Raw genomic sequence first — 22021 nt, forward strand, 5'->3', positions numbered from 1 at the left:
CGCGCGGGCCAGGGGTAGGTCGCACACGACCGAGCAAGCGACACGAGGAGCTGAGAACGTGGCCAGCGTGCAGGAATCCGTCGACGTCGACGTCCCGATCCGGGTTGCGTACGACCAGTGGACGCAGTTCGAGTCCTTCCCCCAGTTCATGGGCGGGGTCGAGAAGATCACCCAGATCGACGACACGCACACGCACTGGGTCACCAACATCGACGGCGTGAAGCGGGAGTTCGACGCCGAGATCACCGAGCAGCACGTCGAGGAGCGCGTCGCCTGGACCAGCACCAGCGGCGAGGCCAAGCACGCCGGGGTGGTCACCTTCCACCGCCTGGACGACGCCAAGACCCGGGTGATGATCCAGATCGACTGGGAGCCCGAGGGCCTGGTCGAGAAGACCGGGGCGGCCCTGGGCTTCGACGACCGTCAGGTGAAGGCGGACGCGAAGAAGTTCAAGGAGTTCATCGAGAGCCGCGGCAACGAGACCGGCGCGTGGCGCGGGGACGTGCCGCGCCCCAGCTGACGAGCACGCGCTCACGACGGCGCCCGTCCTCCCGAGCGGAGGGCGGGCGCCGTCGCGTCTGCGGTGAGGAGGGTCACCCGCGCGGATGAGAGAACGTCGGCGTTGCCAGCGGCTGGCCTACGGATCGTAGGAATATGGTGGTGCATGCCCTGCTTGTCTTAGACGTAGGGCGTCCATCACCGACGAAAGAGGCACCACCGATGAACAGCGTCACGTCCAGCTGGCGGCAGCGGCGCCAGGCGGCCCGTACCCGCCGCGCCATCGACGAGGCTCTGGCGCGCAGCAGCAGCCCGGCGATGCGGGACGAGCTCCTCACCCTCGCGAGCACCCGCTCCCACCTGCGGCGCTGAGCCGCCCGCGCCGGCCTCTCCGCCGGCGCGCCCCTCGCCCGGCCCCGGTCTCGCCCGAGACCGGGGTCGTCCGCTGTCCGGGGGGCGCTCGCCGGGCGGCGCCTCCCCCTATCGGGGTGGTCCCGCTCAGGTCGGCGCCGGTGGATGCCGATCTTTCCTCGTGACGCGCGTACGGACGACCAGTCATGCGCCCTGCTCAGGCGCTAGGGTCCCGCTCGCGCCATCGGCGTGTCCCGACTCGACGAGGAGTTCGCGGTGACCCTCAGTGGAGGACGCAGCGCCGGACCGGAGGCGCGCGAGACGTCCGGTGTCACCACCGCGGGGCTGCTGACCTACGTCGAGGCCCAGGGGGGTCGGGACGCCGTCGCCCGGCTCCTCGAGCGGGCAGGCGTCACCGCGACCGCCGAGGAGCTCGCCGATCAGTCGCGGTGGTTCAGCTACGCGACGCGGGTGCGCCTGTTCTCGGCGGCGACCGAGGTGCTCGACGACCCGGACGTGATGTTCCACGTCGGGGCCGCCGCGATGCGCAGCGGGCTGGCCCACTCCCTGCTGCTGGTGCTGCGGGCCCTGGGAACGCCCCGCCAGGTCTTCCGGCGGATGCCCCGGACCGCGGCGAAGTTCACCACGGTCTCCACCATGGACATCCTCACGACGTCGGCCACGTCGGCGACCGCCGCCCTCCACCTGCACGAGGGCTACGAGCACTCCGCGCTGGACTGCGACTACGCCCGCGGCCTCGCCACCACGGTGCCGGAGATCTTCGGGCTGCCCCCCGGCGTGATCGTCTCCTCCCAGTGCCGGGTCGGCGGCGGCCGCACGTGCGTCTACGAGGTCACGTGGGAACGCCGGTCACGGCTCGGGCGGCGCCGGCGCAGCGACGGCGCAGCCGACCGGGAGCTCGCCGCGTTGCGCGGCCAGCTCCACACGCTGCAGTCCGCGGCCACCGACCTGGTGGGCAGCGACGACCTCGACACCGTGCTGAGCCGGATCGTGGCGAGGGCCGGTGAGGCCGTGCTGGCACCGGCCCATCTGCTCGCCGTCGCGGCGCCGGGCGGCGGCCGGCCGCTGGTGCACAGCGCCGGCATCCCCGACGACCAGGCGCAGGAACTGGCCCGCCGGCTGCTGGCCGGCGAGGACCTCGGTTCCGCCGCCGTCGTCGTCGATGTCGCGTCCGCGCGCCGGTGGCACGGTCGGCTGGCCGCCGTGTACCCCTCGGGCGAGGGGTCGATGAACGACGAGTACGCCATGCTGGCCGCCTACGCGGGACATGCGGCGGCCGCCCTGGAACTGCTCTTCGCCCTCGACGGCGCCCGGCTCGAGGCCAGCCGGGCCGGGGCCCTGCTCGCGCTCGCCCACGAACTCGCCGCGGCCGAGGACGTCGACTCGATCTCCTCGGTGGTCGCCGAGGCGCTCCCACGGGTCGTCGGGTGCAGCAGTGCCTCGGTCATGCTCTGGGACGCGTCGGCCGGTCAGCTGAAGGCTCTGGCGTCGGCCAACCTGACCCGGGAGCGGTCGGGCATCCTCGTCGAGACACCGCTCCGCCCCGAGGACACCCCTGAGCTGGTCGATCTCCTCACCACCCGCGAACCGCGCATCATCCGGGACGCCGACAGCAGCCCGGGGCTGCAACGGCTGCTGGCGCAGATCGGCGTCGCGGACGTCGTCGCCCTCCCCCTCGTGGCGGACGGCACCTTCGTCGGGGTCGCCACCGCGAGCTGGGACGTCGGGGAGGCGCCCGAGGAACTGCACGGTGACGTGCTCGCGCGCCTCCGCGGCGTCGGTGACCAGGCCACCTCGGCGCTGCGACGGGCCCAGCTGCTGGAGACGGTGCGCCACCAGGCCACCCACGACGCCCTCACCGGGCTGCCGAACCGGGTGCTCTTCCGGGAGCGGCTGCTCGCGGAGCTGTCGTCGTCCGGTGAGCAGGCCCACCTGGCCGTGCTCTTCTGCGACCTCGACCGCTTCAAGGGGGTGAACGACGCCCTGGGGCACGCGGCCGGTGACGAGCTGCTCCGCCAGGTCGCCGCCCGCTTGCGCGCCGTCATCCGCCCGTGCGACACCGTCGGTCGGCTCAGCGGCGACGAGTTCGCGCTCATCCTGCCCGGCCTGGTCGACCCGCAGGACGCCTACGGGCTGGCCGGTCGCGTGGCGGACTGCTTCGCGGAGCCCTTCCGGCTCGACGGCCGCGAGGTGGCGGTCGGCACGAGCGTCGGCGTCGCCGTGCACGAGCCCGGCAGCAGCGCCGAGGAGCTGCTGCGGCAGGCCGACGCCGCGATGTACCGGCACAAGCAGGGGCACCGTTCCCCCCGACCGGCCGGCTGACCGGCCGGTCGGTCAGCCGCGCAGGCGGGCGCGGAGGGCGGCCTGCTCGTCGGCGCCGAAGCCGTGCTGCTCCAGCCAGCCGATCGGGCCGCCGTACCGCTCGTCGAGCAGCTCGAGCACCCGGTCCATCGTCTCCCGGCGGGGAGCGTGCGCAGCCGTGTCCCGGCGCTCCACGTCCCCCCCGTAGGTACGGGTCGCGGCCAACCGGGCGAAGATGCCGTCGATCACGTCACCGCTGAGGCCGTAGTCGATGGCGATCTCCTCGTGCGGCACGCCGGCCACGGCGAGCGTGAGGGCCACGACCACGCCGGTGCGGTCCTTGCCGGCGGCGCAGTTGACGACCGAGGCGCCCTCGGCCGGGGCCGCCAGCGCGCGCAGCGCACCGACGACCGCCTCGGGACGATGGGACAGGTAGCCGAGGTAGCTCTTCACCGGCGGCGGCTCGCCCTCGTCGTGCTCCGCGACCTGGCGCGGCAGCACCGACTCCAGCCAGCCGGACTGGAGTTCGGGGACCTCGGGCTCCTCCGCGGCGAACACGTCGGTGTACTGGCCGCGCTCGGGCAGCAGCGTGAAGTGCCGGTGGGTGACCTCCGGCCGGGCCCGCAGCGGCCCGCGCCCTTCGAGCAGCACCTCCGCGGAGGTGCGCAGGTCGATGACCTCGCGCAGCCCGATCTCCTCGACCAGACGCTGCACGTCGGCGTCGCTGAGGGTCTGCAGGTTGTCGCTGCGCAGGATCCGGAACGGCAGCGTGCGGCCGCCGTCGGTGGTGGGCAGCCCGCCCAGGTCGCGGGTGTTCGCGGTGCCGTCGAGCTGCAACCAGCGGGTGTCGTGGAGGGAGGTCACAGCCTGACGGTACGGCGACGAGGTGAACTTCTCATGCCTGGGTCAGCGTCTCGCAGACGACCACCAGGCGGCGGCGCAGCTCGGCCCCGCGACCGGCGAACGCGCGCTGGCCCGCCGCGTACTCGGCCTTGCCCTCCGGCGTCTCGACGGCGACCGGCGCATAGCCGTGGTCGCGCAGGTCGTACGGCGACGCGCGCATGTCCAGCTCGCGCACCTCGGTGGCGAGGGCGAAGCAGTCGGCGAGCAGCTCACCGGGCACGGCCGGGCCGAGCTTGTAGGCCCACTTGTAGAGATCCATCGTCGCGTGCAGGCAGCCGGGCTGCTCCATCGCGGCCTGGGTCTCCCGGGTGGGCTGCAGCCGGTTGCGGCCCACCGCCCCCGGGGTGAAGAACCGGAAGGCGTCGTAGTGGCTGCAGCGGATGGGATGCCCCTCGACGACGGCATCGGTGCCCGCCCGGCCCAGCCGGAGCGGGAGGGCGTGCCGTCGCTCGTCGGCGCGGTAGACCATGGCCCACTCGTGCAGCCCGAAGCAGCCGGCGAAGACGGGGCGGCCCGCCGTGGCGGCGAGGAATCCGTGGACGAAGTCCACCGTCGACCCGCGGTCGGCCAGGTAGCGCGCGCGGTCCAGGGACACGATGCCGTCGTCGTCGGTGCGGTACCAGCGCCAGGCAGCGTGTGGCGCCGGGCCGTCCGCCGATGGCGCGAGCGCCGTGCCGACGCCCGGGTGCCACCGGCGCAGCCGCCCGGGGGTCTCGGAGTAGTACGTGAACAGGAAGTCGTGCACCGGGTGCGTCTCGCCGTGCATGCGTCGCTCGCGGTGCGGCACGGCCCAGCGGTCGATGCGCGCCTCGTGCGCGGCCGCCCGCGCTTGCCACTCCGGCTCGGCCAGGACGGTCGCGACAGCGGAGGCGGACGGCACCCGGTCAGCGTAGGTCGCGCTCAGCTCCCCGCCGGCTGGCCGGGGATGGTGAAGAGCGGTTCCCAGGCCTCGTCGGACCCGATCGGGAACAAGGTGCCCGGGGGCGCCCCACGGCTGGCCCAGCGCGCCTCGTAGGGCAGGCCGTCCAGGAGGACGCGGGCGCCCCGCTGGTAGAGGACCTCGGGGTTCCAGACCTCGGTCACGCCAGTGACGGTCGGGACCGGCGCAGGTGCGGCCTCTCGCGTGGTCACGGCGCCGAGCAGCGCCCAGGGTGACGGCGTCCCGGCGGTGGCGGGAACGGACGGGTCGACACCCGCGGCGTACCAGCGGGCCTGGTAGACGTCGCCGTGCCAGACCACCTTGTAGCCGGCCGGGTACTGCCCCTCGGCACGCCAGATGGGGTAGGGACTCGTGGCCGGGTCGTCCACGACCGGCTGCCGCTCGGGGTCCCGGACCACGTCGCTCACCCGCACGGCGGGACCGTCGCCGGCGAGCCCGGAGAAGACGTCGACGAAGTCCAGCGACTCCTGCTCGACCCCGCTGCAGGTGTTGGAGTGCACGGCGACGTCGGCGAAGCTCGCGCTGCACCGGTTGTCCCGGTTCAGCGACCACAGGGAGACCCGGCCCAGGCCCTCGTCCCGGGCGAAGGCGGTCAGCTCCTCGGCGTCGGCGAGGGTGAACACCTCGCCCTCGACGTCGTTCTGGCCGATCATCGGTGTCGCGCCGACGCGGCTCCAGGCCTGCGCGTCGCTGAGCCTGGTGCCCTGCTCCTCGTAGACCGCCGCCACCTGCTCGGCCGTCGACCGCAGGGCCTGCTCGGTCGCCAGGATCATCGACTGGTTCTCGGGCCGGGGCGCGCCGTAGTTCATCGTCATCACGTTGACTCCGGTCAGCTCCACGCCGCCGGCCAAGGTCGTGCGCACCAGGTCCAGCGCCTCGGCCGTCAGGCCGGTCGGCGCGACCGGCAGGGTGAGCCAGACGTCCAGCGAGGAATCGTCGGCCACCCGCTCGCGCTGCAGCGTGGCCAGGGCCTCGGCCCGCCGCGCGGCGGCGGGCTGGTCGGCGATGGCCGTGCCCTCGATGTCGAGATCGATCGCGGTCAGGTCGTAGCGCTCCACGACCTCCCGGTAGGCGCCGGTGAGGTCGCCGGTGTCGGCACAGGTCACGGCCAGCTCGTCGTTCGCCTGCCCGCCGAAGCTGACCATGACGTCGCCGCCGGCGGACCGCAGCTGCTCGATGCGGCGGTCGAGTTCGAGGTCGGAACCGGCCTGGTCGAGTGAGTAGTACGTACCCCAGCTGGGAGCGCAGCCGTCGTCGGGATCGGCCACCACGAACGCGAGGGCGACGGTGCGGGCGGGGTTGGCCGCCGGATCCTGGAACTGGAACGTCGGGGTGAGGGTCACGTCGACGTAGGGGACGCTCCACGACGTCGTCGTCGCGGCGGCGGTCGCCCGGCCGACGGCCCCGGTCAGGGAGGCGAAGGTGCCGCCGGCGACCGCCCCCACGAGCAGGAGCAGCAGTCCCAGGCGCGTCCAGGAGAGGCGGCGCGCCACCGGCTGCTCGTCGTCGGTGCTACCCGCGGGGGATGCGGCGCGCGCTGCGCGCATGGAAGGCCTCGCTCTCGTCGACGCAGCACCGGGCGGGACCGCGCACTTCCTCTGATCAGCTCGGACAGACGGTGCCACCTGCTCGGCCCGGGACGGCGGCGCCGGGCGCCGAGGTCACCACGACGGGTGAGCGGGGGCAGCGTCGAGGAGGTGGGCGACCCCAGGATGCCGGAGGACGTCGCGAGCTCAGGCCGGTTGCCTGGTGCCCGTCTGACCTGACGAGCAGAAGGTGGACCCTCGATGCAACGCACCGTTCCCGATCCCCGCCGGCCGAGCGTCCGGCGGCAGTGGGGCAGTGACCGTCGACGTGAGCCGCTTCCGCTGGTGCCGCCGAAGGTGTCCGAGGGACGGATGGCGATCGGGCGGCTGGCCATCGTGCTCACCGTCTCGGCGTGGGCCGTGTACGTGGCCTTCACGATCGAGCAGCAGTTCATCGAGGGCAAGGCCGACAGCGCGCGCCTGGTCATCGAGGCGATCGTCTATCTCCTCATGGTCACCGGGCTGGCCACCTCGGCGATGGCCTACCTGATCACCCGCATCGGATTCTTCTACCGGAGCCGCGGGCATGCCCGCGCCTCCCGCGTGGTCCTGGACGCGTTCTTCGACCAGCCCGCGGCCCCGGTGACCGTCCTGGTCCCGTCCTACCAGGAGGACGAGCGGGTCATCCGCACCACGCTGCTGTCCGCGGCGCTCCAGGAGTACCCGGCGCTGCAGGTCGTGTTGCTCATCGACGATCCGCAGCACCCGACGACCCGGCGGGCCCGGGCACTGCTGGACGACGCCCGCGCGCTGCCCGGCATCATCGAGGACGAGCTGGGGGTACCCGCGAGCCGTTTCCGCACCGCCCGTGACGCCTTCGAGCGCGCGATCGGCGAGGGCGCCGGTCGAGCCGCGACGACGGAGGACCTGCAGGAGCTCGCCGGGCACTACCGGTTCGCCGTCGAGTGGCTGGACGACCTGGCGGCTCGGCACGAGGTTATCGACCACACCGATCTCTTCTTCGTCGACCACGTGCTCGGGGCGCTGGCAACCGACCTCGCCACCGTGGGGACGGCCCTGACCTCCGGCGCCGACGAGGGCATCGTGCTGCCCGCCGGCCGGCTGCTGCAGCTCTACCGCCGGCTCGTCGCCACCTTCGGGGCACGGGTCACCAGCTTCGAGCGCAAGCGCTATCGGTCGCTGTCGCACGAGCCGAACAAGGCGATGAACCTCAACAGCTACATCGGCCTGATGGGTGGCAGCTACCAGGAGGTGCAGACGCCGGTGGGTCTGGCGCTGGTGCGTTCGTCAGCGCGAGCGGCCGACCTGGTCGTCGACGAGCCGGCCTTCGTCCTCACCCTGGACGCCGACAGCATGCTGCTGCCGGAGTACGCGGCCCGGATGGTGCACCTCCTCGCGCAGAGCGCCCACTCGGGAGTGGCCGTCGCGCAGACCCCGTACAGCTCCTTCCCGGGGGCGGCGACCCGCCTGGAGCGCATCTCCGGAGCCTCGACGGACCTCCAGCACATCGTCCACCAGGGGATGACCCAGTACGACGCGACGTTCTGGGTCGGCGCGAACGCGGTGCTCCGCAAGAAGGCCCTGGACGACATCGTCGAGGTCGACTACGACGGCGACTTCGAGATCCGCCGCTACATCCAGGACCGCACCGTCATCGAGGACACCGAGTCGACCATCGACCTCGGCGTCCACGGGTGGCAGCTGGTCAACTACCCGGAGCGCCTGGCCTACTCGGCCACCCCGCCCGACTTCGGTTCGTTGTGCATCCAGCGCCAGCGCTGGGCCAACGGTGGCCTGCTGATCCTGTCGAAGCTGCGCGAGCAGATGCGGGCCCGCCGGGCGCGAGGGGAGCGCAACCGCTTCGGCGAGCTGTTCCTGCGGGTGAACTACATGGCCTCGATCTTCTGGAGCTCGGTCTGCCTGGTGACCATGCTCGTCTACCCGTTCAACGCCGAGCTGCTCAACCCGTTGCTGCTGCTGGTGTCGATCCCGTACTTCCTGATGATGGCCGGAGACCTGCGGGCGACCGGCTACCGCCGGACCGACGTGCTGCGCATCTACGGGTTCAACCTCGTCCTGCTGCCGGTCAACCTGTCGGGATCCTTCGCGTCGATCCTGCAGCTGATCACGGGGGAGAAGAGCGCCTTCAAGCGGACTCCCAAGGTCCGCGACCGCACGACGGCCGGCGCCTTCTTCATCCTCGCGCCGCTTGCGCTGATCACGCTCGCCGGCTACTCGGTCGTGATCGACATCCAGCGCGAGCAGTGGGGACACCTGGTCTACGCGCTGCTGAACTTCACCCTGGCCACGTACGCGATGGTCGCCTTCGTGGGCATCGGCAACAGCATGGTCGATCTGTGGGTGCACCTGCGGGACTGGCTGTACCGGCCGGTGGACAGCCGTCGACCGGTCGCCTCCGGTCTCCGTCCGCGGGCCTCCGGTGCCCTGGGCGCCGAGGAACGGCGTACCGCCGCCGACGCGCCGGCCCTCGACTGGGCCTCGGTGCTGCACTACGGCGTTCCCGGTACCGAGGGCGCAGCATCCGTGGAGGAGCCGGTCGGGCCGGGCACTGCCCAGCACCGCCCGCCCGTTCCCGCGCCCAGGCACCCCGGCCCCGACGAGCGCGCCGGAGTCTCGGCGTTCCGGGACTTCATCTTCTTCACCGTCTTCCAGCCCGTCGTCGACCTGGCGACCGGTGAGCCGGTGGGGTACGAGGCACTGTGCCGCTTCGCGGACGGCCGTCCGCCGCAGGAGCGGCTCGACGCCGCGAGCAGCAGCGGCCTCGGAGTGGAACTGGACAGCGCGATGATGCGCGCCTCGCTCGCCGCCGCCGCATCGCTCCCCGAGGGGGCGTGGGTCTCGGTCAACGTGTCACCGGCGATGTGGGACGCGCGGCGCGAGCTGTCCGCCATCCTCGGCGAATCCACGTGCCCGGTCGTGCTGGAGTCCGGCGCGCTCCACGCAGGGCGTGGTCTCTCGGCCGCCGACGTCCCGACCGGTGTCCAGGTCGCCGTGGAGGACGCGCTCGTCGGCTACGAGAGCTTCAGCAGGGTCGAGCAGTACCGGCCGGCGTTCCTCAAGCTCGGGCGGGAGAGCACGGCGGGCATCGATGACGACCCGGCCCGGCGCGCTCTGCTCGCGGCGCTCGTCCCCTTCGCGGCGGAGCGCGACTGCCAGGTGATCGCGTCGGGCGTGGAGACAGCGGCCGAGCGGGATGCGCTGCGGTCCTGCGGAGTGCAGTTCGGCCAGGGCTTCTTCCTCGGCCTGCCCGCGCCGGCCGGCCGGGGAGCGAGGCGTCCGGCCGTGGCGGCCGCTCCGGTCGACTGAGGCTGCGGGGCCGTACCGCACCGCGTGCTGCGGCGCGGTACGGCCCTGATCAGTCGGCCTCGTTGCCGGGCCGGGCGACCCCGTCGTCGCGCTGCGCCTCGTCGTCGGTGGTCAGCGTCGCCGCTCCCTCGGGGGCATCGTCCGGGGCGGGTGCGGTGCCATCGGTGGTGTCGGGGGAGTCCCGGTAGCCGGTGCCCTCGGGTTCGCTCATACGTCTCGTCCTCCGGATCTCGTCGTGGGATCGGTGACCTCGCCGGATGCGCCGGCCCGCCGGGCCCGCGCGACGTCGCCGTCGGCCCCGGCGGGCAGGTCGTCGCCCTGGGCGGCATCGCGCTCCAGGGCGTCCTCGCGGGTGAGGGGCACGTCGTCGAAGCCGGAGGCGATGTCGCTGTTGTCCCCGGTGCCGGAGGCCGTGGGGACGTCCTGCTGGATCCGGTCGCTGCCCTGGGGGTCGCTCACGGTGCCTCCTCGCTCGTGGTCGCCCCAGCCATGCCCGTCGGTCCGGGCCTGAAACGGCGACGCACCGCGCCTCCCGTACGGGAGAAGCGGTGCGTCGGCGGTGAGGGAGGCGCTCAGAAGCAGGCCTCGTCGACCTCCATGAGGGCGTTGTCGGTGTTCTCGACGATGATCCGCTCGGAGGCCAGCCGCGGCAGCACCTGGCTGGTGAAGAAGCGGGTCGCGGCCAGCTTGCCCTCGTAGAAGAACCGGTCCCTCTCGCTGACGTCCCCGGCCAGCGCCGCGAGGGCGACCTCCGACTGGCGGACGAGCAGCCAGGCGGTGACGAGGTCGCCGACCGACAGGAGCAGGCGGCTGCTGTTCTGCCCGACCTTGTACAGCGCCTTCATGTCCTGCTGGGCCTCGGTGAGGTGGCCGAACATCGCGGTCAGCATGCCCTGCACCTCGTTGAGCGCGGCCGCGAGCGCGGCGCGCTCCTCCTTGAGGCGGCCGTTGCCCGCCTCGGACTCGACGGTCGCCTGGATCTGCCCGGCCAGCCAGGTCAGCGCGACCCCGCCGTCCTTGACGATCTTCCGGAAGAAGAAGTCCTGGCCCTGGATCGCCGTGGTGCCCTCGTAGAGCGTGTCGATCTTGGAGTCGCGGATGTACTGCTCGATCGGGTAGTCCTGCAGGAATCCCGACCCGCCCAGGGTCTGCAGCGACTCGGCGGTGAGCAGCTGGGTCGCACGCTCGGAGCCGAAGCCCTTCACGATCGGCAGCAGCAGGTCGTTGAGTCGGGCGGCCAGCGTCGCCTCCTCGCTGTCCGCGGTGCCGTCGGCCTCGGCGGCGGTGACCTGGTCGCGGAAGCTGGCCGTGTACAGGTAGAGCGCCCGCATGCCCTCGGCGTAGGACTTCTGCAGCATCAGCGAGCGGCGGACGTCGGGGTGGTGGGTGATCGTCACCCGCGGGGCGTCCTTGGACGTCGCCGTCAGGTCGGCACCCTGGACCCGGGTCTTCGCGTAGTCCAGGGCCACGTGGTAGCCGGCCGACAGCGTCGCGATCGCCTTGGTGCCGACGAACATCCGGGCGTACTCGATGATCTTGAACATCTGGGCGATGCCGTCGTGCACCTCGCCGACCAGCCAGCCCTGGGCGGGAACGGGGCCGTCACCGAAGGTGACCTCGCAGGTCGTGGACACCTTGAGGCCCATCTTCTTCTCGACGTTGGTCACGTAGGCGCCGTTGCGCTCGCCGAGCTCGCCGGTCTCGAGGTCGACGTGGAACTTGGGGACGACGAACAGCGACAGGCCTTTGGTGCCGGCCTTCGCGCCCTCGGGGCGGGCCAGCACGAGGTGGATGATGTTGTCGCTGAGGTCGTGCTCGGCCGACGTGATGAACCGCTTCACGCCGGAGATGTGCCAGGAGCCGTCAGGCTGCTGCACGGCCTTGGTCCGGCCGGCGCCCACGTCGGACCCCGCGTCGGGCTCGGTGAGCACCATGGTGGCGCCCCAGCCCTTCTCGATCATGAGCAGCGCCAGCTTCTTCTGCTCCTCGGTGCCGAGGTCGTACAGGGTCTGGGCGAAGGAGGGGCCGGAGCCGTACATGAACACGGCCGGGTTGGCGCCGAGCACCATCTCGAAGGCGCCCCACGTCAGCACCGCCGGCGCCCCGAAGCCGCCGAGCTCCTCGGACAGGTCGAGGCGGAACCACTCGCCGGCGTCCAGTGCGCGGACCGACTTCTTGAACGACTCGGGAAGGGTCACCGAGTTCGTGGCCGGGTCGAACACCGGCGGGTTGCGGTCCGCCTCGGTGAACGAAGCGGCGATGGGTCCCTCGGCGAGCTTCCGGATCTCCGCGAGCACACCGCGCGCGGTATCGGCGTCCATCTGCGCGAAGGGCCCGGTGCCGAACCGGTCCTTGGTGTCGAGGAACTCGAAGAGGTTGAACTCGAGGTCCCGCAGGTTGGCGGTGTAGTGCGTCATCGCTGTAGGTGCTCCCGTGCTCCGTGCCGGTGGACGGCTGTTGCTACTCGCCAGTAACAACGGATGTTACCGGCTGGTAGCGCGGCGCGGGCAGCACTCCACGCGGACACGCCCCGGAGGGGTGCCCGCGTGGAGGATGGGTCAGGAGCGGTGGCGGCGGCGGGTGCGGAGCACCAGGCTCAAGAGCCAGCCGACCAGGGCGCCGAGCCCGGCCGCGATCAGCAGTGCCACGACGAGCGGCGCCCGGACGTCGGTGAAGACCAGGCTGATCGGCACGGTTTCGCCGTTGAAGACGACGAACAGCACCAGCACGACCGTGACGAAGATCAGCAGTCCGAGCGCCAGCGACCGTCCGATGGTGCGGCCCGCGTGGCGCGTGCGGCCCGGCCCCGAGGGCGTCGCGGGAGCCGGTTCGGAGGCCGGCGCCCCGGTCGGGTGGTCGAGTCCGACGCTCAGCGGGTCACGGGCACCGCCCGCCGCGCGGGGATCGGGGGCGGTCACTGCGCGTCCGGCTCGGTGTCGGCGGGCGGGTAGGCCGGGCCGGCGATGCCGTCGGCCGGGCCCTCCACGGCCCCGAGGGAGTCGCGGTCCTCGCCGGGCGCCTTGTCGGCCCCCAGGGGCTTGGCCTCGCGGTCGGATCCTGCGTTGTTTCCGTCGGGCATGGTCACGATCACATTGTCGCCCTCCGGGCGACACCGCGGCCACTTGCCGTCCCCCGGACCCACTGAGCCTCTGCCCGTGTCCCGGTCGGGGAGCCTCCGGCCCCCGCGACCGATCCACGGACACCGCGGCCACTTGCCGTCCCCCGGACCCACTGAGCCGCTGCCCGTGTCCCGGTCGGGGAGCCTCCGGCCCCCGCGACCGATCCACGGACACCGCGGCCACTTGCCGTCCCCCGGTTGCGCGGAGCCGCTGCCCGTGTCCCGGTCGGGCAGCCTCCGGCCCCAGCGACCGGTCCACCCGGATTCCGTCCGGCCGACGTCGCTCGCTCAGTCGCTGAGCGCGGGCCCCGCCTCGTGCCGCGGGTGGCCGGCCGTGCGCTCGCGCTGCTTCATGCGCGCCTCGAAGACGTGCCGCTCGCCGTCGGCGAGCTCGTCGCGGGCCTGCGCGTCGTAGCTGCGGAAGGCGTCCCAGTAGCCGGCGTCGAAGTCCTCGACGATCTGGAAGGTCCACCGGTCGGCGATGACGTTCCGCCCGACGAGGTCGCGGTCGAGGTCGGCGGCCAGCTCGGTCGCGCCGGCCTGCTCGAAGAGGTCCACCGACTCCTGCAGGAGGCGGTCGGCCTTCCCGGTGAGCTGGTGGAACGCGTAGAGGAAGCCGCGGGCCTGGTCGACGGTCTCCAGGGCCTCGGAGAGCTTGCCCAGCGCCTCGACGGTCGCGTCGTCGAGATCCGGTCGGGTGCGATCGCTGGTCACCCGCCCATCCTGCGGCGCGGGTGCGCGACCCGCAGGTCAGGCGCGGGCGACCGCCGCGTCGACCAGCTTCTCGGCCAGCCGGCGGCCGTGCGCGGCCGGGCCGTCCGGGCCGAGGAGGCCGCCGGAGAGGTACATGCCGTCGATGATCAGGTGGATCTGCGCGGCCAGGTCCTCTCCGCCACCGGGCACGATCTGGTCGGTCAGCCGCTCGAGGCGCGTGTGCAGCTCGAACTTGTAGTCGGCCGCGGCGCTGCGGGCCGGGTGCTGGGGGTCGTCGTACTCGCTGCTCACATTGGTGAACGGGCAGCCGCGGAAGCCGACGCGGGTGACGTCCCGCTCGACGGCGTCCACCACGGACAGCAGTGCGGCGCGTGGATCGCCCTCCAGCCGGCCGAGTTCGGCGTCGATGAAGCCGAGCACGGTCGCGGACTTGCGGGCGAGGTAGGCCCCGACCAGGTCGTCCTTGCTCTTGAAGAGCCGGTAGACGGTCATCTTGCCCAGACCGGTCTCGCGGACGAGCTCGTCCATGCCGACGCTGCGCGAGCTGCGGCTGGAGAACAGCCGCTCCGCGGTGTCGAGCACGATCGCCTGACGTTCGGCACGGCTCCGCCGGACAGGGGTCGAGATGTCGTCGACGGAGGCGAGTGGGAGGGCGGCGGTCACGGGAGGCATGCTGCCCCAGCTCGGAACGGAGGAGTTCGCGGCACGCCGATCATGCTCGCTCTGAGTGATCAGAGGTTTACGGGCCGTGCGAGGTGGGACGGGCTGTTGAGGCCGGTGTGATCACCGACCGTCACCGCTCGGTCCGGTGGCGGGGCGGTCCCCGCCGGGGTCAGGAGCGGCGCACGCGGCGTGGGTTGGCCAGCATCCGGGCCACGGCGGCAGCCGGGGAGGTGGCCTCCCGCTCCTCGCCGGTCGTGGGTCGCGTCGAGGAGTCGGCTGCTCGGGGTTCGCGCTGGTCGTCGTCCATGGGTGCAGCCTGCCCCCGCGCCTCGCCCGGAAACCAGGCGGACGGGGCATGTCACCGCTCAGGAGGGGAGAGATCCGTCACGGTCCGCACCACGTCCCGGTCAGCCGTCCTCCGCGAGCGCCTCGGCGAGCGAGGTGAGCTGCTCCAGCTGCCACTCGACGAACGGGACGTCGTCCGGCGGCCCCTCGGTGACGGCCACGACGGGCACGTCCCCGTCGTCGGCCGCCTCGCGCAGCTGCTCCGGGACGTCTCCCTCGCCCGCGCCGTCCTGGATCAGGACCTCGACCGCCCCGTCGCGCAGCAGCGACTCGAAGGCGGCGACGTCGTCCGGCGACGGGTCGGTCCCCGACCGCATGCTGCGGAGGAACCCCCGCGGGGTCTCGTCGACCAGCCCGACGGCCTCGGCAGTGCGCCCGTACAGCGGCCGGGTCGCGGCGTAGGTCCGGCCGGCCGCCTCGTCCCGGAGGGCGGCGACCGCCGCGAGGACGGGCTGCAGCTCGGCGGTCCAGGCCGTGTGCTGCGCGTCGAAGTACGGAGCGGCGTCGGGGGAGAGGTCGGCGAGTTGCCGGGCGATCGCGGCGCTCACCTCGGGAACGGCGGCCGGCTCGTACCAGAGGTGCGGGTCGCGACGCTGCGCCGCGCGACCGACGACCTCTGCGGCGCTCACCACGACGGGGTCGCCCGACGCCGCCTCCGCCGCCTCGATCGCGGCCTCGTCGTAGCGGATCCCGTTGACCACCACGAGGTCCGCGGCGGCGACGACGGCCCGGTCGGCCGGGGACAGGTCGGCCGCGGAGCCGGTGATGGTGGTGACCGTCGCGCAGTCGCCGCCCAGCCGCTGGACGACCCCGCCCCACGCCGCCACGGACGCCACGACGTCGAGAACCTCGCCGGGACAGGCGGCCGGGTCGCCGGGGACGACGGCGGCCGTGCTGTCGGGTGCGCCGTCGTCCGAGCAGGCGGGCAGCGCCAGGAGCGCCAGCGCCGACAGGCCGGCGAGGAGGGAGGGGTGCCGCACGCGTCCTCCCTCGACGACGACCGGTCTCGGCCCGAGTATGGCGGACCGGATCGTCCGCCAGGACGGGGGCCGGAGGGGCGGCTCAGACGTCAGGGGTGTCGGCGCCCCCCTCGCGCTCCTCGCCCTCCGCCGGCTGGTCGGGGTGGGGCGTCGTGCCCGATCCGTCGGACTCGCGCGACGGGGCGCCGCCCTCGGGCTGGTCGACGTCGGTGGCGCGCTCGGTCTCGGTCATCGCGGGTGCTCCTCGGGACGCGGTCGGTGTCGTCGGACCTGTGCCCGCAACCACCCCGACCGGAAACGGTCAGGCCACCTCCGCGGCGGGCGGTACGCGAGGGAGCACCGCGCGGACCTCGTCGTCGCCGGGCAGCCCGCCCCGTGCGCCGGCGCCGGTCGTGGACAGTGCGGCGGCGGCGACGGCGTAGCGGACGGCGCCGCGCAGGTCCTGCCCGCCGGCCAGGCCCTGCGCCAGCGCCCCGGTGAAGCAGTCGCCCGCACCGGTGGTGTCCACGACCCCCACCGCGGGCGGCTCCTGCAGCAGGACCGGGCCGCCGTCGGAGGGGACGACCAGCGCTCCCCGCGAGCCGAGCGTGACCACCACGGCCCGGACGCCCAGGCCGCGGGCCAGGCCGGCCAGCTCCGCCGGTGTCCGCTCGGCGGGCGCGGCACCGGCCAGCTGCACCAGTTCGTGCTCGTTGGGCACCAGCACGTCGACGCGGTCGAGCAGCTCGCGGGGCAGCGACCGGGGCGGTGCCGGCGTGAGGACGACGGTTCCGCCCGCGGCCCCCGCCGCGGCGAGGACCGTCTCCACCGGCACCTCGAGCTGCAGCAGCAGCACGTCGGCGCGGTGCACCGGCTCCACGTCCGCGTCGGCGGGGGTGAGGGCGTCGTTGGCGCCCGGCACCACGACGATGAGGTTCTCGCCGCTGGCCTCCTCCACGGGGATGGTGGCCGTGCCCGTGGGCAGGCCCGGGGTGCGGTGCACCCGGCTGACGTTGACCCGCGAGCCCGCCAGCGCGGCCAGCTGCCGGTCGCCGGCGGGGTCCTCGCCCACCCGGCCCACCATGTGCACCCCCGGTCCGAGCAGGCCGGCGGCGGCGGCCTGGTTGGCGCCCTTGCCGCCGGGCGCCCGCGTCGACGACCGGCCGACGACCGTCTCGCCACGCCCCGGCAACCGGTCCACCGCGATGAGCACGTCCTCGTTGACGCTGCCGACGACGGTGACGGACACGGGACCTCCTGGGGCGGGACGGGGCCTCAGGAGTACCAGACCCGGTCAGCTCTCCCGGGCACGGCGTCGGGCCCGCAGCGGCAGCGCGTACCAGGCCAGCCCACCGAGCACGACGAGGCCGGCGCAGCCGACAATGGCGTGGACGCGGCCCAGCGCCACGTCGAGGACCAGGAGCACCGCGCTGGCGATGCCGACGAGGAGCAGCGCCAGACCCGCCCGGAGGGAGCGGTCGGCGTAGGCCACCAGCTCCTCCTTGCGCCGCAGCCGGAACAGCGTGCGGTGGAAGGCCACGGGCGCGACCAGCAGCACGGTGGCGCTCGCCGTCGCGAGCAGGGTGATCGTGTAGACCGTCGTCCCGAAGGTGCCGAGCTCCTGGAACCGCCCGGTGAAGGCGAGGCCCAGCAGGAAGGCGAAGAGCACCTGCACCCCGGTCAGGACGACGCGGACCTCTTGCAGGACCTCGTTGACGTTGCGGTCGAGCACCTGGTCGCGGGTCTCGCCCCGCGCCTGCGCGGACGCCGCGGCGTCGGTCGGTTTCCGGTTCACCGGCCTGCGGTACCGCGCGCAGGACCCGCCGACACCAGGAGGACCGATGGCGACCGACGACCGTGACACCGTGCGGCAGGAGTTCCGTGCGGCCGTGAACATGACCGCGGCGGAACTGGAGCGCTGGCTCGGCAGCGACGAGTCGCAGGCCGTGGGGCAGAAGGACGGCGACGGCGAGTCCACCGGGCACGCATCCGGCCGCCGGATCGTGGAACTGCTGCGCACGAAGAAGGACGACCTCACCGACGACGACCTCGCCCACATGCGGAAGGTGCACGGCTACGTGCAGCGGCATCTGGCGCAGGAGCCGTCGAAGGAGGACGTCGAGACCTCGAAGTGGCGGTACTCCCTGATGAACTGGGGGCACGATCCGCTGAAGAAGGGCTAGCCCCGTGCCTCCGACGCCCCGCCGACCGAACGATCCCGGGCAGTACGACGACCTGGTCGACCAGTGGTGGGAGACGGCCGGCGGTTTTGCCGCGCTGCACTGGCTGGCCGCCTCCCGGGCCGAGCACATCCCTCCGGCGCAGCGGCCGGGATCGGTGCTGGTCGACCTCGCCTGCGGCGGCGGGCTGATGGCACCCCACGCGGCCCGGCTCGGCTACCGGCACGTCGGCGTGGACGTGGGGGAGGCGAGCCTGCGCGTGGCCGCGGCGCACGGCGTGCTGGCGGTGGTCGGCTCGGTGCTGGCGGTACCGCTGGCCGACGGTTGCGCCGACGTCGTCGTGGCCGGGGAGATCCTCGAGCACGTCGAGGACGACGTCGCCGTGCTGGCGGAGTGCGCCCGGCTGCTGCGCCCGGGCGGCGTCCTCGTCATCGACGCGCTGGCCGCCACCCGGATCGGCCGTTTCCTCACGGTCACCATCGCCGAGCGGCTGCCCGGGGGCCCACCGCCGGGCATCCACGACCCGGCGCTGTTCGTCGACCGCGCCCGCCTGCTGGCCGCGGCCGACCGGCTGGGCCTGGACCTGCGCCTCGTGGGGCTGCGACCCTCGCTGCGCGACGCCGTCCGCTGGCTCGCCGGGCGGCGCCCCGGCGTCCGCATGAAGCCGGTCCGCTCCACCGCCGCCCTCTTCGCCGGGTACGGGCGCAAGCGCTGAGCGGCAGGGGATGCGGACCGCACGTACCGTCGTGGCATGAGCGACGCCGTCCTGACCGGGGCCGGATCGGCCCTCCCCGCCGCGCTGGAGCAGGAGGCGGCCTGGGACGGCTTCTTCGCCGGCCACTACGCCGACGTCCGGGCCGCGAAGCGCATCTTCCTGGGCGCAGGGGTGCGCCGCCGGCACGCCGTGGCCAACCCGCTGGACGAGGACCTCAGCAACTGGGGCACCGGCGCGCGCATGGCGCGCTACGTGCAGGAGGCGCTGCCGCTCGGGAAGCAGGCCGTGGCCGGGGCGCTGGACGCCGCGGGGCTGGCGCCCGGTGACGTCGGCCTGTTCGCCGTCGCCACCTGCACCGGGTACGCCACCCCGGGCCTCGACATCCGGCTGGCCAGCGACCTGGGCATGCCTCCTGGCCTGCAGCGGCTGCTGATCGGGCACATGGGCTGCTACGCCGCGATCCCCGGCCTGGCCGCGGTGGGGGACTTCGTCGCCGCGCGCTCCCGGCCGGCGGTGCTGCTCTGCTGCGAGCTGACCAGCCTGCACGTCCAGCCGGCCGAGCGGGACCTCGAGCAGGTCGTGGCGCACGCGCTGTTCTCCGACGCAGCGGCCGCCGTCGTCGTCGAGCCCGGCGCGGGCCGCGGCCGCCGGCTGGCCGGCGTGGTGGCCCGCACCGATGCCTCCACCGCCGACCTCATGACCTGGGACGTCACCGACCTGGGCTTCCGCATGGGCCTGTCACCGCGGGTGCCCGGCGTGCTGTCCAAGCACGTGGGCGAGGCCGTCGAGGAGCTGCTGGCCGGCGCCGGGCTGCGCGTCGAGGACGTCGCCGGCTGGGCCGTCCACCCCGGCGGGCCGCGGATCATCGACGTCGTCCGGGACGAGCTGGGGCTCGCGGAGGAGCAGGTGGCCGCCTCCCGCCACGTGCTCTCCGAGCACGGCAACTGCTCCTCGGCCACGGTGCTGCTGGTGCTGCAGGAGATGGCCGACGTCGACGGCCCGGTGGTCGCCATGGCATTCGGCCCCGGCCTGACGCTGTACGCGGCGCTGTTGCTCCCGGCCTGACGCGCCTAGTGTCTGTGGCTCGGGTCACAGCTCCGGAGGTGGTCGGTGATAGGCGAGGGTGCGGCCGTGCGGGTCTTCCTCGTCGACGACCACGAGGTGGTCCGCCGCGGCGTCGCCGAGGTGCTCGAGGACGATCCCGCTCTGGTCGTGGCCGGGGAGGCGGGATCGGTGGCCGAGGCGCTGGCGCGGGTTCCCGCGGTCCGGCCCGACGTCGTGGTGCTCGACATGCGCCTGCCCGACGGCAGCGGAGCGGATCTCTGCCGGTCGCTGCGCCAGCGCCTGCCCGGTCTGCCCTGCCTGGTCCTGACCAGCTTCTCCGAGCCCGAGGCGCGGGAGGCGGCGGTACGGGCCGGGGCTACGGGCTTCCTGCTCAAGCAGGTGCGCGGGCCCGCGCTTGTCTCCGCCGTCCACACCGTCGCCGCCGGCGGCACGCTGCTCGACGAGCTGCCCGCGGCACCGCCGCGTCCCCGCCTGCCTGCGGCCGGTGACCGCCTCGAGCTGCTCACCGACCAGGAGCGCATCGTGCTGCGGCTGATCGGCGAGGGCCTGACCAACCGGCAGATCGGCGCCCGCATGGGGCTGGCCGAGAAGACGGTGAAGAACTACACCAGCCACGTGCTGGCCAAGCTCGGGCTCGAGCGGCGCACGCAGGCAGCCATCCTGGCCACCCAGCTGAGGGACCCGGCCGCCGGCTGAGCAGCTGCGGTCAGCGGGCCAGCGGAACGGTCCACTCGACCTCGGTACCCGACGGCCCGCCGGAGGCGGCAAGCCGTCCGCCCCGCCGTTCGGCGCGGTCTGCCAGGTTGGCCAGCCCGCTGCGCACGGTGATCGACGGCAGCCCGTGACCGTCGTCGGTCACCTGCACGCGGAGGACGTCGGTGACGGTGACCGTGACGGTGACCCGATCGGCACGGGCGTGCCGCACCACGTTGGTCACCAGCTCGCGAACCGTGGCGACGACGTCGGGCACCAGTTCGGCGGGCAGCTCCTCCACCTCTCCGTGCACCCGGAGGTCCGGTCGCAGCCCGTGGCCGTCGACCACCGAGCGGACGACCTCGGCGAGCCGGTGGCGCACGCCTGCGGGCGAGACATCCTGGTGCTGGAGCTCGAAGATCGACGACCGGATGCGGGAGATCGTGCCGTCGAGTTCGTCCACCCGTTCGGCGAGGCGCGCGGCCACGTCCGGCAGCTCCGCCTCGAGCGAGCGCCCGATGCGGTCCAGCGCGAGGGCGGTCGCGAAGATCCGCTGGACCACGTGGTCGTGCAGGTCGCGGGCGATGCGGTCGCGGTCGGACTGCACCTGCAGCCGGCGCTCCCGCTGCTGGCTGCGGACCAGTTCCAGTGCCACAGTCGCCTGTGCGGCGAAGGCGGCGGCGAGGTCGAGCAGCTCCGGTTCGAACGGCTCCCGGTCCCTCCGCCGCATCACCACCAGCGTGCCCAGCGCGGGCGGCCCGCCCACCGGGATCAGCATGGCCGGGCCGTACTCGTAGGAGAACTCCGCGGCGAGCGCCGGAGCGGAGCCGGCCAGCCGGTGGAACTCGACGTCGGTGACCAGCCTCGGGACGCCGGACGTGTGCACCTCGCGCAGGAGTTCGTCGTCCAACGGCACCCGCACGCCCTCCGCCTCGGCGCCCCTCGGCCCGATCGCGACCATGACGCGCAGCGACGCGTCGTCGCCTGGGACGGGTGCCAGCACGCCGCCTGCCTGCGCCTGGGACAACTCGGCGATCCGGGGCGCGGCGATGCGCAGCACCTCGTCGGGGTCCGCGCCCTCCAGGAGGGTGGTCGAGATGTCCATCCCCGCCTGCGCCCAGGCGCGCCGCCGTTCGGCCCGCTCCAGGAGGCGCGCGTTCTCGATGGCCAGCCCGGCCACCGCGGCCAGCGCCTCCGTCGCCTCGACGTCGGCGTCGGTGAACGGGCCACCGCCCCGCTTCTCGGTCAGGTAGAGGTTGCCGAAGACGGCGTCGCCGACGCAGACGGGCACGCCGAGGAAGGAGCGCATCGGCGGATGCCCGTCCGGGAACCCCCGGAAGGCCGGGTGGTCGGCGAGGTCGTCCAGCCGGAGGGCGACCGGTTCGGCCACCAGGAGCCCGAGCAGACCCTGCCCCGTGGGCGGCGTGCCGATCCGCCGCCGGGTGTCCTCGTCCATCCCCTCGATGACGAACCGGTCCAGCCGGCGGCCGTCGGCGCTGAGCACGCCCAGCGCGCCGTAGGTCGCCTCCACGTGCTGCACGGCGGCGCGCACGACCTCGTGCAGGGTCGCCTCGAGATGGCTGCCGGAGGCGGCGGCCAGGACGGCGACGGCCAGTTCCGGAGTGCTCCGCGGGGAGTCGTCGCTCATCGGGCCACCCCCAGGTCGGGCGGGGTCACGGCC

The 22021-nt window shown here is 73.6% G+C and carries 24 protein-coding genes; 8 read left to right on the forward strand and 16 right to left on the reverse strand.

Annotated features, from left to right (window positions below; translation table 11 throughout):
* Nucleotides 1–58: 58 nt before the first annotated feature.
* From RM425_RS01900 to RM425_RS01910, 3 genes are all read left to right on the forward strand, one after another.
* Nucleotides 59–520: an SRPBCC family protein gene (locus RM425_RS01900; protein WP_311343489.1), complete on the forward strand. Its 462-nt coding sequence runs from the start codon at nucleotides 59–61 to the stop codon at nucleotides 518–520.
* 200 nt (nucleotides 521–720) lie between these two features.
* Complete coding sequence (locus RM425_RS01905) at nucleotides 721–870, forward strand: hypothetical protein (protein WP_311343490.1); 150 nt, start codon at nucleotides 721–723, stop codon at nucleotides 868–870.
* 255 nt (nucleotides 871–1125) lie between these two features.
* Nucleotides 1126–3192, forward strand: a complete 2067-nt coding sequence (locus tag RM425_RS01910) for a sensor domain-containing diguanylate cyclase (RefSeq protein WP_311343491.1) — start codon at nucleotides 1126–1128, stop codon at nucleotides 3190–3192.
* A 12-nt stretch (nucleotides 3193–3204) separates the two neighbouring features.
* Here the strand turns inward: RM425_RS01910 and RM425_RS01915 are convergent, their stop codons facing one another.
* The 3 genes from RM425_RS01915 to RM425_RS01925 are packed head-to-tail and all read right to left on the reverse strand — an operon-like array spanning nucleotide 3205 to nucleotide 6561.
* Nucleotides 3205–4035: a tyrosine-protein phosphatase gene (locus RM425_RS01915; protein WP_311343492.1), complete on the reverse strand. Its 831-nt coding sequence runs from the start codon at nucleotides 4033–4035 to the stop codon at nucleotides 3205–3207.
* Nucleotides 4036–4066: 31 nt separating this feature from the next.
* Nucleotides 4067–4954 carry a 3-methyladenine DNA glycosylase gene (locus tag RM425_RS01920; RefSeq protein ID WP_311343493.1) on the reverse strand — a complete coding sequence of 296 codons (888 nt, stop codon included), beginning with the start codon at nucleotides 4952–4954 and terminating at the stop codon, nucleotides 4067–4069.
* A gap of 20 nt (nucleotides 4955–4974) precedes the next feature.
* Entirely contained in the window at nucleotides 4975–6561 is a 1587-nt protein-coding gene (locus RM425_RS01925; RefSeq protein ID WP_311343494.1) for a chitinase, read from the reverse strand.
* A 351-nt stretch (nucleotides 6562–6912) separates the two neighbouring features.
* On the opposite strand from RM425_RS01925, the gene RM425_RS01930 reads away from it, so the two are divergent.
* Entirely contained in the window at nucleotides 6913–9888 is a 2976-nt protein-coding gene (locus tag RM425_RS01930; protein ID WP_311343495.1) for an EAL domain-containing protein, read from the forward strand.
* Between the two features lie 49 nt (nucleotides 9889–9937).
* Here the strand turns inward: RM425_RS01930 and RM425_RS01935 are convergent, their stop codons facing one another.
* The 12 genes from RM425_RS01935 to RM425_RS01990 form a co-directional block, all read right to left on the reverse strand.
* Nucleotides 9938–10099, reverse strand: coding sequence for a hypothetical protein (locus RM425_RS01935; RefSeq protein ID WP_311343496.1), 162 nt, complete (start codon nucleotides 10097–10099; stop codon nucleotides 9938–9940).
* Nucleotides 10096–10347, reverse strand: a complete 252-nt coding sequence (locus RM425_RS01940; RefSeq protein ID WP_311343497.1) for a hypothetical protein — start codon at nucleotides 10345–10347, stop codon at nucleotides 10096–10098. The genes RM425_RS01935 and RM425_RS01940 overlap by 4 nt, the downstream gene beginning before the upstream one ends.
* Before the next feature lie 113 nt (nucleotides 10348–10460).
* Nucleotides 10461–12305 carry an acyl-CoA dehydrogenase gene (locus tag RM425_RS01945; protein ID WP_311343498.1) on the reverse strand — a complete coding sequence of 615 codons (1845 nt, stop codon included), beginning with the start codon at nucleotides 12303–12305 and terminating at the stop codon, nucleotides 10461–10463.
* Between the two features lie 141 nt (nucleotides 12306–12446).
* Entirely contained in the window at nucleotides 12447–12806 is a 360-nt protein-coding gene (locus RM425_RS01950; protein ID WP_311343499.1) for a LapA family protein, read from the reverse strand.
* The gene (locus RM425_RS01955) at nucleotides 12803–12973 is read right to left on the reverse strand and encodes a hypothetical protein (protein ID WP_311344034.1); all 171 of its coding nucleotides are present in this window, start codon (nucleotides 12971–12973) and stop codon (nucleotides 12803–12805) included. The genes RM425_RS01950 and RM425_RS01955 overlap by 4 nt, the downstream gene beginning before the upstream one ends.
* Nucleotides 12974–13294: 321 nt before the next feature.
* On the reverse strand, nucleotides 13295–13720 hold the full coding sequence (locus tag RM425_RS01960) for a hypothetical protein (protein WP_311343500.1): 426 nt from the start codon (nucleotides 13718–13720) through the stop codon (nucleotides 13295–13297).
* A gap of 36 nt (nucleotides 13721–13756) precedes the next feature.
* Complete coding sequence (locus tag RM425_RS01965) at nucleotides 13757–14383, reverse strand: TetR/AcrR family transcriptional regulator (RefSeq protein WP_396137015.1); 627 nt, start codon at nucleotides 14381–14383, stop codon at nucleotides 13757–13759.
* 169 nt (nucleotides 14384–14552) lie between these two features.
* A complete protein-coding gene (locus RM425_RS01970; RefSeq protein WP_311343502.1) occupies nucleotides 14553–14690 on the reverse strand; it encodes a hypothetical protein in 138 nt (45 codons plus the stop codon).
* Between the two features lie 100 nt (nucleotides 14691–14790).
* The gene (locus RM425_RS01975) at nucleotides 14791–15708 is read right to left on the reverse strand and encodes a metal ABC transporter solute-binding protein, Zn/Mn family (RefSeq protein ID WP_311343503.1); all 918 of its coding nucleotides are present in this window, start codon (nucleotides 15706–15708) and stop codon (nucleotides 14791–14793) included.
* Between the two features lie 82 nt (nucleotides 15709–15790).
* The gene (locus tag RM425_RS01980) at nucleotides 15791–15940 is read right to left on the reverse strand and encodes a hypothetical protein (RefSeq protein ID WP_311343504.1); all 150 of its coding nucleotides are present in this window, start codon (nucleotides 15938–15940) and stop codon (nucleotides 15791–15793) included.
* 69 nt (nucleotides 15941–16009) lie between these two features.
* The gene (locus RM425_RS01985) at nucleotides 16010–16936 is read right to left on the reverse strand and encodes a ribokinase (protein WP_311343505.1); all 927 of its coding nucleotides are present in this window, start codon (nucleotides 16934–16936) and stop codon (nucleotides 16010–16012) included.
* A 45-nt stretch (nucleotides 16937–16981) separates the two neighbouring features.
* Entirely contained in the window at nucleotides 16982–17482 is a 501-nt protein-coding gene (locus tag RM425_RS01990; protein WP_311343506.1) for a DUF6328 family protein, read from the reverse strand.
* 46 nt (nucleotides 17483–17528) lie between these two features.
* Here RM425_RS01990 and RM425_RS01995 point away from each other — a divergent pair, with 46 nt between their 5' ends.
* The 4 genes from RM425_RS01995 to RM425_RS02010 all read left to right on the forward strand — a co-directional run bounded on the left by RM425_RS01995 (nucleotide 17529) and on the right by RM425_RS02010 (nucleotide 20343).
* A complete protein-coding gene (locus RM425_RS01995; RefSeq protein WP_311343507.1) occupies nucleotides 17529–17870 on the forward strand; it encodes a DUF3140 domain-containing protein in 342 nt (113 codons plus the stop codon).
* Nucleotides 17871–17874: 4 nt separating this feature from the next.
* Entirely contained in the window at nucleotides 17875–18582 is a 708-nt protein-coding gene (locus RM425_RS02000; RefSeq protein ID WP_311343508.1) for a methyltransferase domain-containing protein, read from the forward strand.
* A 36-nt stretch (nucleotides 18583–18618) separates the two neighbouring features.
* A complete protein-coding gene (locus RM425_RS02005) occupies nucleotides 18619–19647 on the forward strand; it encodes a type III polyketide synthase (protein ID WP_311343509.1) in 1029 nt (342 codons plus the stop codon).
* Between the two features lie 66 nt (nucleotides 19648–19713).
* Nucleotides 19714–20343, forward strand: coding sequence for a response regulator transcription factor (locus tag RM425_RS02010; protein ID WP_311343510.1), 630 nt, complete (start codon nucleotides 19714–19716; stop codon nucleotides 20341–20343).
* A gap of 10 nt (nucleotides 20344–20353) precedes the next feature.
* Here RM425_RS02010 and RM425_RS02015 read toward each other — a convergent pair whose 3' ends face one another.
* Complete coding sequence (locus RM425_RS02015) at nucleotides 20354–21988, reverse strand: GAF domain-containing sensor histidine kinase (RefSeq protein ID WP_311343511.1); 1635 nt, start codon at nucleotides 21986–21988, stop codon at nucleotides 20354–20356.
* Nucleotides 21989–22021 lie beyond the last annotated feature (33 nt).

Origin of the sequence: Blastococcus goldschmidtiae, from assembly GCF_031845325.1 — a bacterium.
Classification (GTDB): domain Bacteria; phylum Actinomycetota; class Actinomycetes; order Mycobacteriales; family Geodermatophilaceae; genus Blastococcus; species Blastococcus goldschmidtiae.

Excerpts from the sequence above, each read along its gene's own strand:
- RM425_RS01905 (WP_311343490.1), top strand. The coding sequence starts at position 721 with ATGAACAGCGTCACGTCCAGCTGGCGGCAGCGGCGCCAGGCGGCCCGT.
- RM425_RS01925 (WP_311343494.1), bottom strand. The coding sequence starts at position 6,561 with ATGCGCGCAGCGCGCGCCGCATCCCCCGCGGGTAGCACCGACGACGAG.
- RM425_RS01930 (WP_311343495.1), top strand. The coding sequence starts at position 6,913 with ATGGCGATCGGGCGGCTGGCCATCGTGCTCACCGTCTCGGCGTGGGCC.
- RM425_RS01935 (WP_311343496.1), bottom strand. The coding sequence starts at position 10,099 with ATGAGCGAACCCGAGGGCACCGGCTACCGGGACTCCCCCGACACCACC.
- RM425_RS01945 (WP_311343498.1), bottom strand. The coding sequence starts at position 12,305 with ATGACGCACTACACCGCCAACCTGCGGGACCTCGAGTTCAACCTCTTC.
- RM425_RS01970 (WP_311343502.1), bottom strand. The coding sequence starts at position 14,690 with ATGGACGACGACCAGCGCGAACCCCGAGCAGCCGACTCCTCGACGCGA.
- RM425_RS01980 (WP_311343504.1), bottom strand. The coding sequence starts at position 15,940 with ATGACCGAGACCGAGCGCGCCACCGACGTCGACCAGCCCGAGGGCGGC.
- RM425_RS01995 (WP_311343507.1), top strand. The coding sequence starts at position 17,529 with ATGGCGACCGACGACCGTGACACCGTGCGGCAGGAGTTCCGTGCGGCC.
- RM425_RS02005 (WP_311343509.1), top strand. The coding sequence starts at position 18,619 with ATGAGCGACGCCGTCCTGACCGGGGCCGGATCGGCCCTCCCCGCCGCG.
- RM425_RS02015 (WP_311343511.1), bottom strand. The coding sequence starts at position 21,988 with ATGAGCGACGACTCCCCGCGGAGCACTCCGGAACTGGCCGTCGCCGTC.